Below are 14,148 nucleotides of genomic sequence, written 5' to 3'. Positions count from 1 at the left end.
ATCTAATCTCGTCAATATGAAAACCTATCTCGTACCTGTCGATTTTTCTGACGCCGCTTTCAACGCCGCCGATTTCGCCGCTCAACTCAGCCATCAAAGTGATGTAGAAACTATTATCCTGATGAACGCTTATTACATTTCCCCTTATGAAACCATGCTCCCCAACCCGGATATGGTAATGTTGCGACCGCAGGATATAGAAGAAAACGCTGCCGACCGTATTGCCCAACTGGAAAAATTAAAACGCAAATTAGCTAAGAAGGTAAGAGAGGGGGTTGAGATAAAAGTACGTTTAAACCTGTCGCACCTGCTGCGTGCCGTGGTTGATGTTATTGCTGATGAAAAAGTGGATATGGTGTTTTTGGGGAGTATTGGCAACAGTACAGTGCGCGAAGGTACCGTTGGTATAGGCGACCACGTGATAAAAGTATCAAAAGCAAGCGTTGTTCCGGTAATGGTTGTGCCGCCTGATTACCGGTATAGCTTAATTGATAATGCCGTTTTAGCCTGCGATTTTAAAAAAGTAAAAGAAAGCATACCATTGGGTGTGCTGCACAAGCTACTGGGTAAACAAGCCATTAAATTACAGGTAGTGAATGTTGATGCAACAGGTAAACACGCCGTTGCCGATGCGGAACAACTGGCCGAAGAAGGAGCCTTGCATGGTATGCTGAAGGGATTTCACCCCAAATACTATTATATAAATAACCCCGATATTATTACAGGGATACTTGATTTTGCAGCCGGGCATAAAGCACAAATGGTAATTGCATTGCCGCATACTTATAGTTTCCTGCAGGCGTTATTGCATAACAGCATATCGCAGCAATTGGCAAAAAACTCAACAGTACCTGTTTTATTGTTAAAATAATGCTTTATACGACAAATAATTGAAGTAATAGTTGTTGTAGCAGCCGTTTTTACGTTAATTTGCCGAAATAATATCCGCACTAATATTTATTAATGAAAGTACATTTTATAGCGATAGGTGGTAGCGCCATGCACAACCTGGCTATCGCTCTTCATAAAAAAGGATTTGAGGTTACCGGTTCAGATGATGTACTGTTTGAGCCATCGGCCTCGCGGCTGGCTAAGTATGGTATTTTACCCGCGCATGAGGGATGGTACCCGGAAAAAATTACACCCGAACTTGACGCGGTGATATTAGGGATGCATGCCCGTATAGATAACCCTGAATTGTTAAAGGCACAAGAACTGGGCATCAAAATTTACTCTTACCCAGATTATATTTACGAGCAATCAAAAGATAAGCTGCGGGTGGTTATAGGTGGCAGCCACGGTAAAACTACTATTACCAGCATGATACTGCATGTATTGCAGGAGGCAGGTAAAAAGTTTGATTACCTGGTAGGTGCGCAGCTTGACGGTTTTGAGACGATGGTTGGCCTTACACATGATGCACCTGTTATGATCATTGAAGGCGACGAGTACCTGGCTTCGCCTATTGACAGGCGGCCCAAATTCCATATTTACAAAGCAGATATTGGTGTAATAAGCGGTATAGCCTGGGATCATATCAACGTGTTCCCAACGTTTGATAATTATATAGATCAGTTTAGGATCTTCGCCAAAACCATACAGCCAAAAGGCAAGCTTATTTACAGCCAAACCGACGGGGTGCTAAACAAAATGGTTGAGGGGCTTGATATTGCTATTGAAAAATTGCCTTACAGTTTACCTGAATATACTATTGATAATGGCGTAACCAGCATAATTGCCAATGGTAAAAAGTACCAACTGGAAGTATTTGGCCAGCATAACTTGCTAAATATGCAGGCAGCGCGTTTGGTATGTGAAGGTTTGGATATTGGCATCGACGATTTTTACCGGTACATAACCACTTTTAAAGGTGCAGCCCGCAGATTGGAAGTGGTGGGTAAAAACGACAACGCTACTATATTTAAAGATTTTGCGCATTCGCCATCAAAACTAACTGCTACAATTGATGCAGTTAAGGCGCAATTCCCTGACAGGAAGCTGATTGCGTGCATCGAGTTACATACTTTTAGTAGCCTGAACAAAGATTTTTTAAACGAATATGCAGGCACAATGAACAAGGCTGATGAAGCTATTGTATTTATTGACCGCAAAACGTTTGAGCAGAAAAAGATTGAACCATACCCCGCCGAGGCTGTAAAAAACGCCTTTGCGAATAAGAATTTGCTGTTTTTTAACGAACCGGCAGAACTGCTGAAATACCTGGAAGCAATTAATATCAGCAATAGTAATTTACTGATGATGAGCTCGGGTAATTTCGGTGGAATTAATTTAATAGGACTTAAAAATAATTTACTATAAAAATTATTGATTATTAGTTTGTTATTCAAAAAAGTTGTAACTTTATTAACTATTGAGAAACCTTACCTAATTAACTTTATTTATGAAAACACTTGGAAAAAAGATCCGGTTATTACGCCACCAAAAGGGGTGGAGCCAGGAAGAAGTTGCTAAACGTTTAGACATATCCATTCCTGCATTTTCTAAAATTGAAACAGGTATTACAGATATAAACCTTTCGCGCCTTGAGCAGATCGCTGTTTTGTTTGAAATGTCTGTTGTTCAGTTGCTTACTTATAACGAAGTGGAGCAGGATCAAAAGATAGCCAGCGAGCTGGAGAATGTTAACAAGAAGTTGATGGACCGCGAAACTGAGGTTATTGACCTGCAGAAAAAGGTTATTGAGCTTTTTGAGGAATTACGCCATAAAAAATCTGCAACAGCATAATATTCAAAAGCCAGGATAAATTATCCGGGCTTTTTAAATATATAACGCATTGTTAGATGTTTTTTGCCAAATGTTGCACCCACAGCAGCGTGTATGGCAAGCATTTGCTCATTAAAATCGCCTACCCACGATAGCTCAAGCTCATCGTATTGCTTTAGGGGCAATACGTATTCTTTTAGCTTAATGAAAAGGCACGATTCCAGCCCATGTTTCTGGAACTTTTGTTTGGTGCCCATAACTATCGCCCGCATCCGTGTTACGCCTTTCCACCTGCGGTAAAGGAATATCAATTTGCCCAACAGGTTTAGTTTGCCGTTGAGCGGCTTTATCATCTGGTTAGCATCTGGCAGTATCACGATGAACGATGCCGGCTCATTATTTATATAGGCAAACCAGATCAGGTTTTCGTCCATAATGGCCTTCATCTTCTCAAAGCTTTCCAGTATGGTGGCATGGTTTATCGGCACAAAATTTTCAAAATTTTGCCAGGCATCGTTATATATCGCTATAAAATCGACTGCAAATTGCTCTATCTGTGATGATTTAAAGTGTTTAAAGGTATATCCCGGCTTTTGTATTACCCAGTTGGCTATTTTGGTAAACCTTTCCGAAAAAGGCTTGTGCACATCCAGGTGATTGGTGATCTGCTCGTATTGGGTCTCAAAACCGTATCCATCAAAAAAAGCTTTGTAATAGGGCGGGTTATAGTTCATCCCGTAGGATGGGGGCGTAAAACCCTCTACCAGTAATCCCCAAAAGTTATCATTCTCGCCAAAGTTTATAGGCCCATCCATTGCCTGCATACCGTTTGCCTGCAGCCAGTTTTTTGCCGTATTAAACAGCAGGTAAGCCGCTTGTTTATCATCAATACATTCAAAAAAGCCACAGCCACCGGTAGGTTGTTCATAGTTGTAGGCCTTTTCATTATTCACAAAAGCGGCTATACGCCCAATTAAGCGCCCGGTATCGTTTTTTAAGATCCAGCGATTAACCTTGCCATGTGCGTGGAAATTGTTCTTAGCAGGATTAAAAACAGCCTCAATGTCATTATCCAAAGGGCATACCCAGTTGTTGTCATCCTTATAGATAGTACGGGCAACATCTAAAAAAGCTTTTTTATCGGTTTTGCTTTTTACTTCGGTAATATTCATCACAGGCGGGTAGGGGCTGATATGAAAAAAGCACCCTGCGTTTGCCGGATGCTTTTAAAGTTATATGGTACAATTAAGTTGATTAATCGTCGTCTTCGTCATCATAAGGGTCGTACGAGTCAAAACCACCCAGGTCATCATCCAGGGGAATGTCCTCATCAAAATCGTCATCGTCATCTTCAACCTTTTTACCTGGTTTCGGATCGTCATCAAAGTCGTCATCCTCTTCATCGCTGGTCTTTTTCGTAGAGGTGTTCAAAGGTTTTTTTGGAGTTGCCATTTTAATAAATGTTTATTCGTTAAAACTGATATCGGTTAACCTAATATTTTTGCCGTTAGTTTCGCTGCGCTATAATCAGCATTATTTACCAGTAAAAATAATTAAAATCATTTTTAATTAAAATCATTTTTCAATTTATTCAGATTGTTCGCCAATTGCCGAACTGTTATCCGTAATTTCTTTAAGCTGTGGTAGTTCTGCAATGTCATTTATGCCAAAATAGTCCATAAAAAGGCCGCTTGTGCCGTATAATATGGGTTTGCCAACACTTTCCGACTTCCCGGTAATGGCTATCAGCTCTTTTTCCAGTAGTTTTTGTATCGAGTAATCGCAGTTTACACCGCGGATCTGCTCTACATCTGTTTTGGTAACGGGTTGTTTGTAGGCAATAATAGCCAGGGTTTCCAGTGCTGCCTGGCTTAGTTTCTTTTTAGAGCGTTGCAATTGCAGCAAACTAATGGCCGTGTGATATTTCTTTTTAGTAAGGAACTGGTACCCGTTATTGATCTTCACCACCTCAATGGCAAAGGCATCGTCCAGGTATTTTCGGGTAATGTTATCTATCTGTTTGGTTACTTCGTCTGTGGTATAGTCATGCTCAAAAGAGGCTTGCAGGCAATAAATGATCTCCTCGGTACGGATGCCCTGCTCAGATGCAAAAATAAGCGCCTCTATGTATTGCTCAATGTTTTCCATGAGGTGCAAATATATAATTTTTCTACGCCCGTCATTGCGAGGTACGAAGCAATCTCCTGATATGCAAAGGGGCTATGTAAGTCGTGAGATTGCTTCGTACCCCCACAATGACGCGTGGATATAAAAGGGGTTAATAATCAATTACCTGCTCTTCAATTTCGGCAGGTATATCGCGCCAATCGTATTTTTGAGTACGTAATTGTGGTTCAAAACCAGCTTCTTTAATAGAATCCTGGATGCCTTTTGCTGTAAAGCGGTGTGGGGCGCCAGCGGCAGATACCACGTTCTCTTCAATCATGATAGAGCCAAAATCATTAGCACCGGCGTGCAGGCAAAGCTGTGCCACCTGTTTGCCAACCGTTAACCACGATGCCTGGATGTTTTTAATATTCGGCAGCATAATACGGCTCAGGGCTATCATGCGGATATACTCGTCGCCGGTAACATTGTTGGTGATACCGCGTAATTTACGTAATAATGTACTATCGTCCTGGAAAGGCCATGGAATAAACGCTACAAAGCCGTGGTGCCCTTCTGGTTTTTCTGATTGTACCTCGCGGATCCAAACCAGATGTTCAAAGCGTTCCTCAATGGTTTCGATATGGCCAAACATCATGGTAGCCGATGTAGGCAAGTTTAACTGGTGCGCCGCGCGCATTACATCCAGCCATTCTTTACCACCGCATTTGCCTTTTGATATCAGGCGGCGTACACGGTCGTTCAATATCTCGGCACCTGCACCGGGTAATGAATCAAGGCCAGATTCCTTCATCGCTTTCAACACATCGTAATGGCTCATGCTTTCCAGTTTAGCTACGTGTGCTATTTCCGGCGGGCCTAATGAGTGTAGTTTTAGCTTCGGGTACAGTTGTTTAAGCTCGCGGAACAGGTCGGTATAGAACTGAAGGCCTAAGTCGGGGTGGTGGCCGCCTTGTAATAAAAGCTGGTCGCCGCCATACTTAAAGGTTTCTTCAATTTTCTTTTTGTAGGTCTCAATATCAGTAATGTAAGCATCCTCATGCCCCGGGCGACGAAAGAAGTTACAGAACTTACAGTTGGCTATACAAACGTTGGTGGTGTTCACGTTCCTGTCTATCTGCCAGGTAACTTTGCCATGCGGAACCTGAATTTTACGCAACTCGTTGGCTACGTACATCAGGTCGGCCGTAGAAGCATTGTTATAAAGGTAAACCCCTTCATCAATGCTCAAAAAATCAAAAGCTAAAGCACGCTGTAACAGTTCGGCTGTATTCATGTACAAATATACGCAGTGGCGGCTTAAAGGCGAAAGGTTAAAGGTGAAAGGTGTTAATTGGTTGACAAATGTTTAAGATGCTATATTTGTAATATAACTTGTTAATAAGATGAAGAAAATTAGTTACTTATCACTGTTAGCTATTTTGATATTTTTTTCTTGTACAAGCAATAACCATAATCGCGAAGTTTACGAACAGCGCTATGATAATTTTAATGAATTTAACAGAAGAAATCTTCGAAATAAAGGTTGGTTTAGTAACCTTGTTTCTATTGATGCTTTTGATTTAAAGAACGACTCTTATCTCGACTCGTTTTTGGTTTTCGGTACACATTCTTATACAAATAATAAGTTTTATGATTCAATTTTTAATTCCCCTGCCTCAAAAAGAATTAATATTTCTCTATTTGAAAGCCAATTAAAAAAACATATAAATAGAGCGCCAGATTGGTTTATTAAGCCTCCAGAATTAGTTAGTGATGAGTTAGTAGCAATACAGATACAAAGAGCTTACATTGTAAGGTTATTAAAAAATAAAAAGATCTATTACATTATTTCAAATTAGTTTTTAACAAACCACTTCCCCTTTATCTAATCTCAAAACCCTGTCCACGCTATCCGGTATTTCGTGCTGGTAGTGGGTAACATATATCAGGGTTACATTGCTGATGCTGCAAATGGCATCTACCACGCTTTTAAAATGCTGTTGCTGGTGGTCATCAAGGCCCTGGCAGGGTTCGTCAAATATGAGCAGGGCAGGGTTCTTTATTAATGCCCGTGCCAGCAGGCAAAGGCGCTGTGCGCTGGCGGGGATGTTTTTTAATAACTGCCGTGCATATTGGTCAATCTCCAAAGCTTTCATCCAGCTAAGGGCCAGGTCGGCTTTGGCTTTGTTGCTTGGGCGAAACAGGCCCAGGGTATCATAAAAACCGCTCTCTATTACCTGCAGGCAGGAGTTGTCGGTAGGGAAGTACTGGTAAAGTTCGGGCGATACAAAGCCTATTTTGCTTTTTATATCCCATATGCTTTCGCCTGTTCCGCGCTTTTTATCAAACAGTATAATGTTGTTGGCGTAAGCCTGCGGGTTATCGCCGTTTATTAAACTTAACAAGGTTGATTTGCCTGCGCCATTATGCCCAAGCAAGGCCCAGCGTTCGCCGGGGTTTATTTGCCAGTTTACTTTATTCAATATCACCTTGTCGCTGTATTTGATCAGTACATCCGTCATGCTCACAATCTGGTTGTAATGATGCTGTGTGGCCGATGTGTTTAACAAAGCCTTCAATGCATCGGCATCTACGGTGGTTTTATCAATTATATAGTGATCGCTTAGTTCAAACTCCTTTTTGGTTAGGCTTTGGCTTATAGCGCCCTTATCTAAAACTGCCACATGCGTTACTACATCGGGCAGTTCATGCGCTGATGTTGCCATTATAATACTTATACCCGATGCGGAGATCTCATTTAAAAGTATATTAAAGCTTTTGCGGGTTTCTACATCAAGCCCGGTCATGGGGTTATCCAATAACAGCATGGCGGGGTTCTTTAAAAGCGCGGCGGCTATCATCAGGCGTTTGGTTTCGCCGTTTGATAGCTTGATGGTTTGTTTATCGCAAAGTGCTGTTAGGTTTAATGCTTCAACAGTTTTATCAAATGTCCAGTAAGCGGGTGTATGGGTATTAACCTTTACCGATTGCAGATATTGGCGCACGGTAAGGGTATCTTCCGAGTCGGACGAATTGTAACGTTGCTGATAATAAAAATCGGCCGTGTTTGATAGGGTTTTAAAATGATGCTTTGCACCGGCGAATGCTATAAAGCGATGAAAAGTGAGCAGTTCGTCAGCATGGGGATGTTGTTTATGAACATCATCCATAAAATGATAGGTTATGCTGCCACCATTGATACCAATATTACCGGCAATGGCTTGCAGCATTACACTTTTGCCAGAGCCGCTTTTGCCGGTAATGGCCCAATTTTGCCCCTGCCGTATCTCAAAATAGAGTTGGGTAAATAACGTGGAGTTTGTAAACCTTACAGAGATATTATTAAGTGTTATTAAAGGCGTATTCATAGAAGGGTGAATTTTATGAAGCACTACGATATTTTTAAGGTATGCTGTGCTTTCAGGGCGGGAATGTCGGGATTTATCCACAAAGTAACAATTTTATTAACTTATCAACATTTCTTGGAATTATTAAAAAACTATTTTTAGATTAGGGAACCTCTATGAAAAATGGCGAATTTGAGCTGGTGACGAATTAAATTTTTAGTATTAATTATTACCCCCCAAATAATTTGCTATGGAACTATTATTAGTAGCTATTGAAGCCCTTGTACCGATGAGCCTGTTGGCTATTTCTATTGTATTGATTGCAGTACAATTTTTACCAAATGACAACACAGAAACGGAAGAATCTGATTCAAATCTGTTGATGTAAGGTAAAGGTCTGATTGTTGTAAGAAGATTTACATCATAAATCTTACAATGATCTACCATGAAAAAAATTAATTTATTATTGTTCGCTTTGGCCGTTGTTGCGCTAAGCGGTTGCTCAGTTATCGGCGGAATTTTTAAAGCCGGTGCGGCTGTGGGCATCATTTCTGTTATTGTAGTAATACTTATCATCATTTGGATCATCTCTGCCTTCAGGGGCAGATCATAACCGCTTTTGGCGATATCGTATCAAATAAAAAAGCGCCCTGAAGGCGCTTTTTTATTTGCTGATCATTACTTCTATCAATTTCCAGCTTTTTCTGTCGGCCCAGTCGCCGCCGGTGTAGGAGAGTTTTACTTGCCATGCCGATTTTATCGTTTTTCCGCTGCTATCCTGTGCGTCAACATAGGATGATATACGGTAGCTGTTATGCGCCGTATCAATATCCGATTCAAATTTGCTTTTCGGGAAGTTTGCGGTACCGGGCTGTTTTAGCCGGTCGTTAACAAAAACCTTAGCTATGGTAAAGGCTTCTTTTGCATTTGGTTTACGGTTAACATGCACGCGGCGGTTTTGTAATACACGCAGCATCACCACCAAAAAGAAAACTGCGAACAGGATACTGAATATTGTAGCTATGCGGATGCGTGGGTGATGTTTCCAATGCGTGTTCTTTTTATCCTCGTCGCTCAGGTTGTTCCATTCGGAGTATTTCATGTAGATATGCTTTCAGCAATAAACAAAATTTTACGCTAATGTTTTTAAACGGGGGTAAAAGGCACAAAAAAACGCCCCTGGTATAAACCGGGGGCGTTTTTTATAACAAAAAAGATATTACATTTTTTTAGCAGTATCTTTTTTAGTAGTGTCCATTTTAGCTGTAGTATCCATTTTAGCAGCTGTGTCGGTAGCAGCAGAATCCATTTTAGCAGAATCCATTTTAGCTGAATCAGCAGCAGAAGATGAACCAGAACCTTTACAAGCAGCAGCAGAAACAGCGATAGCTAAAGCTAAGAAAGCGATTTTGAAAGAATTTTTCATTTTTTGTTTTTTTAAGTGATTTAATAGTTTTTCAAGTGTTAATACCACAAACAGAAAAAGGTAACCCACTTTTTATAAAAAAAAGTGGGTTACCTTTTAAAAAAATTAAAAAACTTAAAAAATTAACGATGTAATTCTTTAATATTTAACCGGTTAGGTTAAATTATTTTTTAGTTGTGTCTTTTTTAGTTGTGTCAGTTTTAACTGTAGAGTCAACTTTAACAGTAGAATCAACTTTAACGGTTGAATCAACTTTAACAGTTGTGTCTTTAGCTGAATCAGCAGAAGATGCAGAACCAGAACCTTTACAAGCAGCAGCAGAAACAGCGATAGCTAGAGCTAAAAATGCGATTTTGAATGAATTTTTCATTTTGTGTTGTTTAATTATTTGTAAGTTGTTTTATTCTTATTTGGTACTTAATACAGCGAATCCAAAAAGGTAACCCAAAAAAATAAATTATTTTTTTACGGAGTCTTTTTTAGTGCTATCAACAGGGGAAACAACGGCCGTATCCTTTTTGGTAGAGTCAGCCGCTACTGTTGCCGAATCAGTTTTGGTGCTATCAGCAGGATCTGTTGTAGTTTTTTTTGCAGGGTCGCAGGCTGCTGCGGTAATTGCGATAGCGAAAGCTACGAATGTAATTTTGATTGAAGTTTTCATGTTTTTAATTGTTGTTGTTTGTGATCATTAATGATCACAAACAACAAAAGGTAACCCGGCAAAAAAATAAAAACATATCGTGGCTTGATAGTAAAGCGTTTAGGTTATACAATAGCAAGCGTTGAAAGTAACGCCGTATATCCTACCAAATATTTCCCGATATTGCGGCTTTGGCTAAGTGTTATTTGGCCTGTGAAAAAATAAATCAAATTGTTGGGTTACAATTCCATATAAAAAGTATTAAGTAGTGAATAATCAGTTAAATGTGGAAATACCATCAGATAGTGAAGTCATCATTGGCATACTCAATAATTCTGATAGTGTTTTAAAAAAGCTATACCTGGGTTATTTCCCCATGATCTTACAACTTGTTGTTAATAATAACGGCGACGAGGACGAGGCCAAGGATATTTACCAGGAAGCTATAATAGTTCTTTATAATAAGGTTAAACGGGGCGATTTTGAGCTGAGCAGCAAATTAAAAACCTACATATATTCTATATGCAGGCGCTTATGGCTAAAAAGGCTTAAACAACTAAACAGGTATGGTGGCGATATAAAAGATTTCCAGGAGTACCTTCCGGTTGAGGATGAGGTGGAAAAGCACGAAGAACGCGATATGCAGCTTAATAAAATGGGCGATGCATTGAAGCTTTTGGGCGAACCCTGTAAAACCATTATGGAAGATTTTTATATGAACAACCGCAGTATGCAGGATATATGCGAGCGGTTTGGCTACACAAATGCTGACAACGCGAAAACGCAGAAATACAAATGCCTGCAAAGGCTGAAGAAATTATTTTTTCAGCAATAACGAAAGGGGTAAGACCATGAGAGAGAACCAACTTTTAGAAATGATTGAGAGCTACCTGAACGGCGAAATGACCGTTGAGGAACGCGCCCAGTTTGATGTATTACGTAAAAAGGATGCAACAATAGATACTAAAATTGCCGAGCATAAAGAGTTTACAGCTTTATTAAAGCAATACAACGAGCGTTTAAGCCTGCAAAGCCGCCTTGATGAGATACACGACGAAATTGATGTACACACGCTGAAAGAAGACCTGATGGCGCACCCGTCATGGATAGTGCAGCTGTGGCGCCACCATCACTCAAAAATATCTGTGGCCGCCTCTATAGCTATCATCGCTATTTTACTTACTTTGTTTATCTCGGGGTCGCTAAGTAATAAAGATCCAAGATACTTACAGTTAAAACGCGAAGTTGATCAGATAAAGGGTAAAACCGACCAGCTTAATGATAAAACTGAAAAAATAATTAAAGACGGTAAAACCACCGGCCCGGCCATTAACGCTAAGTTTAAAGGTACAGGCTTCGCGCTTACAGGTAACGGTTATATTGTAACCAACTATCATGTAGTAAATGGTGCCGATTCTGTTTACGTACAAAACGCCGCCGGCGAATCATTCCACACCAGGGTAGTTTATACCGAGCCACAGTATGATGTTGCTATACTACAAATAAATGACCCAGCTTTTAAAAACCTTGGTGCTGTGCCATACAGCTTTAAAAAAGCAAAAAGCGATTTGGGTGAAACAGTTTACACTTTGGGTTACCCCGGCGATGATATTAAGTTTGGCCCCGGTTCTTTAACCGCAGCAACAGGTTTTAAAGGCGATACTACCGAATACGAATTGTTTATCCCGGTTAACCCCGGTAACAGCGGTGGCCCTTTAATGGATGATAAAGGAAACGTTATTGGTGTTATAAACGGCAAGCAAACCCAAACATCGGGTGCAGCATTCGCGGTAAAATCACACTACCTGCTAAAGGCTATTCAAAACATCCCGGCCGATTCATTGAATAAATCGCTTATCCTTAACACCAAAAATAGTTTAACCAGCCTGAGCCGCACACAGCAGATCAAAAAAATGCGTAATTACGTGTTTATGGTAAAGGTTTATAATCAGTAAAAAATCAACAATTAATATAACTAAGAGGGATGCAAGAAATTGCCTCCCTTTTTTTTGGTTGATAAGTAACCACCAGTATTATTGATGTACCAGATGTTAGGCGATTTTCATGGAATGGCTTTATATAATGGTAAAACATATAAATGGGACACCACCCGTATAAAGGTGGATAGGAAATTATATAAGGAACTGTTTTAAAAAATGCCTGCATGTATGGCGTTAAGTTTATTATTGCGCAGGTTGCTGAAGCGGACAGGAACGGGAAGGTCTATTATAAAAATGTACCGCCCGATAAGGAAGTGATTGCCGGGGATAATTTTGGTGATTTTAGCAAAGACCAAAAGATAATTGCAGCTTTGAAATGGATGAAAGAGAAGTAGTGGGTTTGTCAGTCTGCGCTTGTCGAAGACTTGTGCGCCTTCCTAATGGTTCGACAGGCTCACCATGACAAAGGTCTTGACTCTAAATATCCTGACTCTCTATTACCTATCCACCTCGCCCAATACAAAATCAAGCGAGCCTATGATGGCTATCAGGTCGGCTATCATAACGCCTTTGCCAAGCTCGGGCAGTACAGATAAATTGTTGAAGCTTGGGCCACGCACCTTTGAGCGGAAGGGGATCTCGGAGCGTTCGTTATTATGGATAAAGTAAAATCCCAGTTCGCCTTTTGCGCCTTCGCAGCGGGCGTAGTAATCCTGCACTTTGGGGGTTAGCTTACGCGGTAGTTTGGCACGCGGGTCAAACTCCGGGGTACGTTTTAATTCTTTCTGTAACCTGTCCAGGCATTGCTCTACAATCTTTATCGATTCCTGGATCTCATCAACACGTACTTTGTAACGGTCCCAGCAATCGCCAACGGTACCCATCAGGCCTTTCCCTACCGGGATGTCAAACTCCAATTCAGGGTAAGCGGAGTAATTGTCTATACGGCGCAGATCGTATTTTAAACCCGAGCCACGCAATACCGGGCCACTGCAACCGCAGTTAATGGCCACATCCATAGGCAAAACGCCCACGTTGGCGGTGCGGCTAATAAAGATCTGATTGTCGGTCAGCAGCTGGTTAAGCTCCACCATTTTTGGCTTAAAGTAATCAACAAATTCGCGGCAGCGTTCTTCAAAACCAACAGGCAGGTCATAGAATAAACCACCTACCCAAATATAGTTATACAACATGCGCGAGCCCGAAGCCCACTCCAGCATGCCCATGATATGCTCACGGTCGCGGAAACACCACAGGAAAGGCGTAAATGCTCCTATATCGATGCCATAAGTGCCAATAGCTATCAGGTGTGATGCAATGCGGTTAAGCTCACAAACCAGCACACGGATGTATTCAATACGTTTGGGGATATCTTTATCTATACCCAGCATTTTTTCAACACCCATTACCCAGGCATGGCTGTTGTTCATGGATGCGAGGTAATCCAGCCTGTCGGTAAACGGGATGGTTTGCTGGTAGGTAAGCGATTCGGCGTGTTTTTCAAAACAGCGGTGCAGGTAACCAATATGCGGGATAACCTCTTTTACGATCTCGCCATCGGTTATCAGCTCAAGCCGCAAAACCCCGTGGGTTGACGGATGCTGCGGCCCCATATTGAGCACCATATCCACCACAGAAGCGTCTGCTATCTTTTTATTATAGCGGTCAAGTGCTTCGTTATATTTTGAAAGTGTTTCCAAATTCTTTTATCCTTGTCTAACCCACCATGTCATTTCGAACGATAGTGAGAAATCTTGTTCATTATGCAATTTCACCGCCTGTCATTTGAATAAGATTTCTCCTCGTACCTCGTTCGAAATGACATTTTTTTTATCTCGAAATTAATCAACTTTAATCCCTTTATAATACTCCGCTGCCTTATAATCCTTACGCAACGGAAACCCTTCCCAGTCGTCAGGTAATAAAATCCTGCGCAGATCAGGGTGGCCTTCAAAAAATAT

At 41.0% G+C, this 14,148-nt stretch carries 20 protein-coding genes; 9 read left to right on the top strand and 11 right to left on the bottom strand.

Translation table 11 applies throughout. The annotated features are described in order from the left end of the window. The first annotated feature begins 16 nt into the window (after positions 1-16). The 3 genes from WC615_RS06875 (at position 17) to WC615_RS06865 (ending at position 2,746) form a co-directional block, all read left to right on the top strand. The gene (locus WC615_RS06875) at positions 17-871 is read left to right on the top strand and encodes a universal stress protein (protein WP_372977374.1); all 855 of its coding nucleotides are present in this window, start codon (positions 17-19) and stop codon (positions 869-871) included. Positions 872-963: 92 nt separating this feature from the next. Further along, positions 964-2,319, top strand: a complete 1,356-nt coding sequence (gene murC / locus WC615_RS06870; protein WP_372977373.1) for a UDP-N-acetylmuramate--L-alanine ligase — start codon at positions 964-966, stop codon at positions 2,317-2,319. An 82-nt stretch (positions 2,320-2,401) separates the two neighbouring features. Further along, positions 2,402-2,746 (top strand): helix-turn-helix domain-containing protein, encoded by a 345-nt coding sequence (locus WC615_RS06865; protein WP_067059274.1) that lies wholly within the window; start codon positions 2,402-2,404, stop codon positions 2,744-2,746. 20 nt (positions 2,747-2,766) lie between these two features. Here WC615_RS06865 and WC615_RS06860 read toward each other — a convergent pair whose 3' ends face one another. The 4 genes from WC615_RS06860 to mqnC all read right to left on the bottom strand — a co-directional run bounded on the left by WC615_RS06860 (position 2,767) and on the right by mqnC (position 6,128). Beyond that, complete coding sequence (locus WC615_RS06860; protein ID WP_372977372.1) at positions 2,767-3,897, bottom strand: GNAT family N-acetyltransferase; 1,131 nt, start codon at positions 3,895-3,897, stop codon at positions 2,767-2,769. A gap of 82 nt (positions 3,898-3,979) precedes the next feature. After that, entirely contained in the window at positions 3,980-4,177 is a 198-nt protein-coding gene (locus WC615_RS06855; RefSeq protein ID WP_067059277.1) for a hypothetical protein, read from the bottom strand. A gap of 135 nt (positions 4,178-4,312) precedes the next feature. Next, positions 4,313-4,873: an SMC-Scp complex subunit ScpB gene (gene scpB / locus WC615_RS06850; RefSeq protein ID WP_372977371.1), complete on the bottom strand. Its 561-nt coding sequence runs from the start codon at positions 4,871-4,873 to the stop codon at positions 4,313-4,315. 130 nt (positions 4,874-5,003) lie between these two features. Then, positions 5,004-6,128 carry a cyclic dehypoxanthinyl futalosine synthase gene (mqnC, locus tag WC615_RS06845; protein WP_372977370.1) on the bottom strand — a complete coding sequence of 375 codons (1,125 nt, stop codon included), beginning with the start codon at positions 6,126-6,128 and terminating at the stop codon, positions 5,004-5,006. A gap of 109 nt (positions 6,129-6,237) precedes the next feature. On the opposite strand from mqnC, the gene WC615_RS06840 reads away from it, so the two are divergent. Beyond that, complete coding sequence (locus WC615_RS06840) at positions 6,238-6,693, top strand: hypothetical protein (RefSeq protein ID WP_372977369.1); 456 nt, start codon at positions 6,238-6,240, stop codon at positions 6,691-6,693. A 3-nt stretch (positions 6,694-6,696) separates the two neighbouring features. Here WC615_RS06840 and WC615_RS06835 read toward each other — a convergent pair whose 3' ends face one another. Then, positions 6,697-8,202, bottom strand: a complete 1,506-nt coding sequence (locus WC615_RS06835; protein WP_372977368.1) for an ATP-binding cassette domain-containing protein — start codon at positions 8,200-8,202, stop codon at positions 6,697-6,699. Positions 8,203-8,431: 229 nt separating this feature from the next. Here WC615_RS06835 and WC615_RS06830 point away from each other — a divergent pair, with 229 nt between their 5' ends. After that, positions 8,432-8,569 (top strand): hypothetical protein, encoded by a 138-nt coding sequence (locus WC615_RS06830; protein ID WP_191174364.1) that lies wholly within the window; start codon positions 8,432-8,434, stop codon positions 8,567-8,569. 57 nt (positions 8,570-8,626) lie between these two features. After that, positions 8,627-8,794, top strand: coding sequence for a lipoprotein (locus WC615_RS06825; RefSeq protein ID WP_372977367.1), 168 nt, complete (start codon positions 8,627-8,629; stop codon positions 8,792-8,794). 51 nt (positions 8,795-8,845) lie between these two features. On the opposite strand, the gene WC615_RS06820 is transcribed toward WC615_RS06825, so the two are convergent. The 4 genes from WC615_RS06820 to WC615_RS06805 all read right to left on the bottom strand — a co-directional run bounded on the left by WC615_RS06820 (position 8,846) and on the right by WC615_RS06805 (position 10,268). Beyond that, complete coding sequence (locus WC615_RS06820) at positions 8,846-9,283, bottom strand: hypothetical protein (protein WP_372977366.1); 438 nt, start codon at positions 9,281-9,283, stop codon at positions 8,846-8,848. A 117-nt stretch (positions 9,284-9,400) separates the two neighbouring features. Then, positions 9,401-9,607 carry a hypothetical protein gene (locus WC615_RS06815; protein ID WP_372977365.1) on the bottom strand — a complete coding sequence of 69 codons (207 nt, stop codon included), beginning with the start codon at positions 9,605-9,607 and terminating at the stop codon, positions 9,401-9,403. A 163-nt stretch (positions 9,608-9,770) separates the two neighbouring features. Next, complete coding sequence (locus WC615_RS06810; RefSeq protein ID WP_372977364.1) at positions 9,771-9,977, bottom strand: hypothetical protein; 207 nt, start codon at positions 9,975-9,977, stop codon at positions 9,771-9,773. Positions 9,978-10,064: 87 nt separating this feature from the next. Next, entirely contained in the window at positions 10,065-10,268 is a 204-nt protein-coding gene (locus WC615_RS06805) for a hypothetical protein (protein ID WP_372977363.1), read from the bottom strand. A gap of 247 nt (positions 10,269-10,515) precedes the next feature. Here WC615_RS06805 and WC615_RS06800 point away from each other — a divergent pair, with 247 nt between their 5' ends. The 3 genes from WC615_RS06800 to WC615_RS06790 all read left to right on the top strand — a co-directional run bounded on the left by WC615_RS06800 (position 10,516) and on the right by WC615_RS06790 (position 12,582). Next, positions 10,516-11,082 (top strand): RNA polymerase sigma factor, encoded by a 567-nt coding sequence (locus tag WC615_RS06800; protein ID WP_191174368.1) that lies wholly within the window; start codon positions 10,516-10,518, stop codon positions 11,080-11,082. A 16-nt stretch (positions 11,083-11,098) separates the two neighbouring features. Beyond that, positions 11,099-12,202, top strand: a complete 1,104-nt coding sequence (locus WC615_RS06795) for a trypsin-like peptidase domain-containing protein (RefSeq protein WP_372977362.1) — start codon at positions 11,099-11,101, stop codon at positions 12,200-12,202. Positions 12,203-12,411: 209 nt separating this feature from the next. Continuing rightward, positions 12,412-12,582 carry a hypothetical protein gene (locus tag WC615_RS06790; RefSeq protein WP_372977361.1) on the top strand — a complete coding sequence of 57 codons (171 nt, stop codon included), beginning with the start codon at positions 12,412-12,414 and terminating at the stop codon, positions 12,580-12,582. 102 nt (positions 12,583-12,684) lie between these two features. Here the strand turns inward: WC615_RS06790 and WC615_RS06785 are convergent, their stop codons facing one another. After that, a complete protein-coding gene (locus tag WC615_RS06785; RefSeq protein WP_372977401.1) occupies positions 12,685-13,812 on the bottom strand; it encodes an NADH-quinone oxidoreductase subunit D in 1,128 nt (375 codons plus the stop codon). 216 nt (positions 13,813-14,028) lie between these two features. Further along, on the bottom strand, positions 14,029-14,148 hold a 120-nt coding region (locus WC615_RS06780; RefSeq protein ID WP_372977400.1), incomplete at its 5' end, for an NADH-quinone oxidoreductase subunit C.

This window comes from Mucilaginibacter sp. (assembly GCF_041663085.1).
Classification (GTDB): domain Bacteria; phylum Bacteroidota; class Bacteroidia; order Sphingobacteriales; family Sphingobacteriaceae; genus Mucilaginibacter.
This window is presented reverse-complemented; position numbering and strand designations above follow the sequence as displayed.

Excerpts from the sequence above, each read along its gene's own strand:
- WC615_RS06875 (WP_372977374.1), top strand. The coding sequence starts at position 17 with ATGAAAACCTATCTCGTACCTGTCGATTTTTCTGACGCCGCTTTCAAC.
- murC (WP_372977373.1), top strand. The coding sequence starts at position 964 with ATGAAAGTACATTTTATAGCGATAGGTGGTAGCGCCATGCACAACCTG.
- WC615_RS06865 (WP_067059274.1), top strand. The coding sequence starts at position 2,402 with ATGAAAACACTTGGAAAAAAGATCCGGTTATTACGCCACCAAAAGGGG.
- WC615_RS06860 (WP_372977372.1), bottom strand. The coding sequence starts at position 3,897 with ATGAATATTACCGAAGTAAAAAGCAAAACCGATAAAAAAGCTTTTTTA.
- WC615_RS06855 (WP_067059277.1), bottom strand. The coding sequence starts at position 4,177 with ATGGCAACTCCAAAAAAACCTTTGAACACCTCTACGAAAAAGACCAGC.
- scpB (WP_372977371.1), bottom strand. The coding sequence starts at position 4,873 with ATGGAAAACATTGAGCAATACATAGAGGCGCTTATTTTTGCATCTGAG.
- mqnC (WP_372977370.1), bottom strand. The coding sequence starts at position 6,128 with ATGAATACAGCCGAACTGTTACAGCGTGCTTTAGCTTTTGATTTTTTG.
- WC615_RS06840 (WP_372977369.1), top strand. The coding sequence starts at position 6,238 with ATGAAGAAAATTAGTTACTTATCACTGTTAGCTATTTTGATATTTTTT.
- WC615_RS06835 (WP_372977368.1), bottom strand. The coding sequence starts at position 8,202 with ATGAATACGCCTTTAATAACACTTAATAATATCTCTGTAAGGTTTACA.
- WC615_RS06830 (WP_191174364.1), top strand. The coding sequence starts at position 8,432 with ATGGAACTATTATTAGTAGCTATTGAAGCCCTTGTACCGATGAGCCTG.
- WC615_RS06825 (WP_372977367.1), top strand. The coding sequence starts at position 8,627 with ATGAAAAAAATTAATTTATTATTGTTCGCTTTGGCCGTTGTTGCGCTA.
- WC615_RS06820 (WP_372977366.1), bottom strand. The coding sequence starts at position 9,283 with ATGAAATACTCCGAATGGAACAACCTGAGCGACGAGGATAAAAAGAAC.
- WC615_RS06815 (WP_372977365.1), bottom strand. The coding sequence starts at position 9,607 with ATGAAAAATTCTTTCAAAATCGCTTTCTTAGCTTTAGCTATCGCTGTT.
- WC615_RS06810 (WP_372977364.1), bottom strand. The coding sequence starts at position 9,977 with ATGAAAAATTCATTCAAAATCGCATTTTTAGCTCTAGCTATCGCTGTT.
- WC615_RS06805 (WP_372977363.1), bottom strand. The coding sequence starts at position 10,268 with ATGAAAACTTCAATCAAAATTACATTCGTAGCTTTCGCTATCGCAATT.
- WC615_RS06795 (WP_372977362.1), top strand. The coding sequence starts at position 11,099 with ATGAGAGAGAACCAACTTTTAGAAATGATTGAGAGCTACCTGAACGGC.
- WC615_RS06790 (WP_372977361.1), top strand. The coding sequence starts at position 12,412 with ATGTATGGCGTTAAGTTTATTATTGCGCAGGTTGCTGAAGCGGACAGG.
- WC615_RS06785 (WP_372977401.1), bottom strand. The coding sequence starts at position 13,812 with ATGGTGCTCAATATGGGGCCGCAGCATCCGTCAACCCACGGGGTTTTG.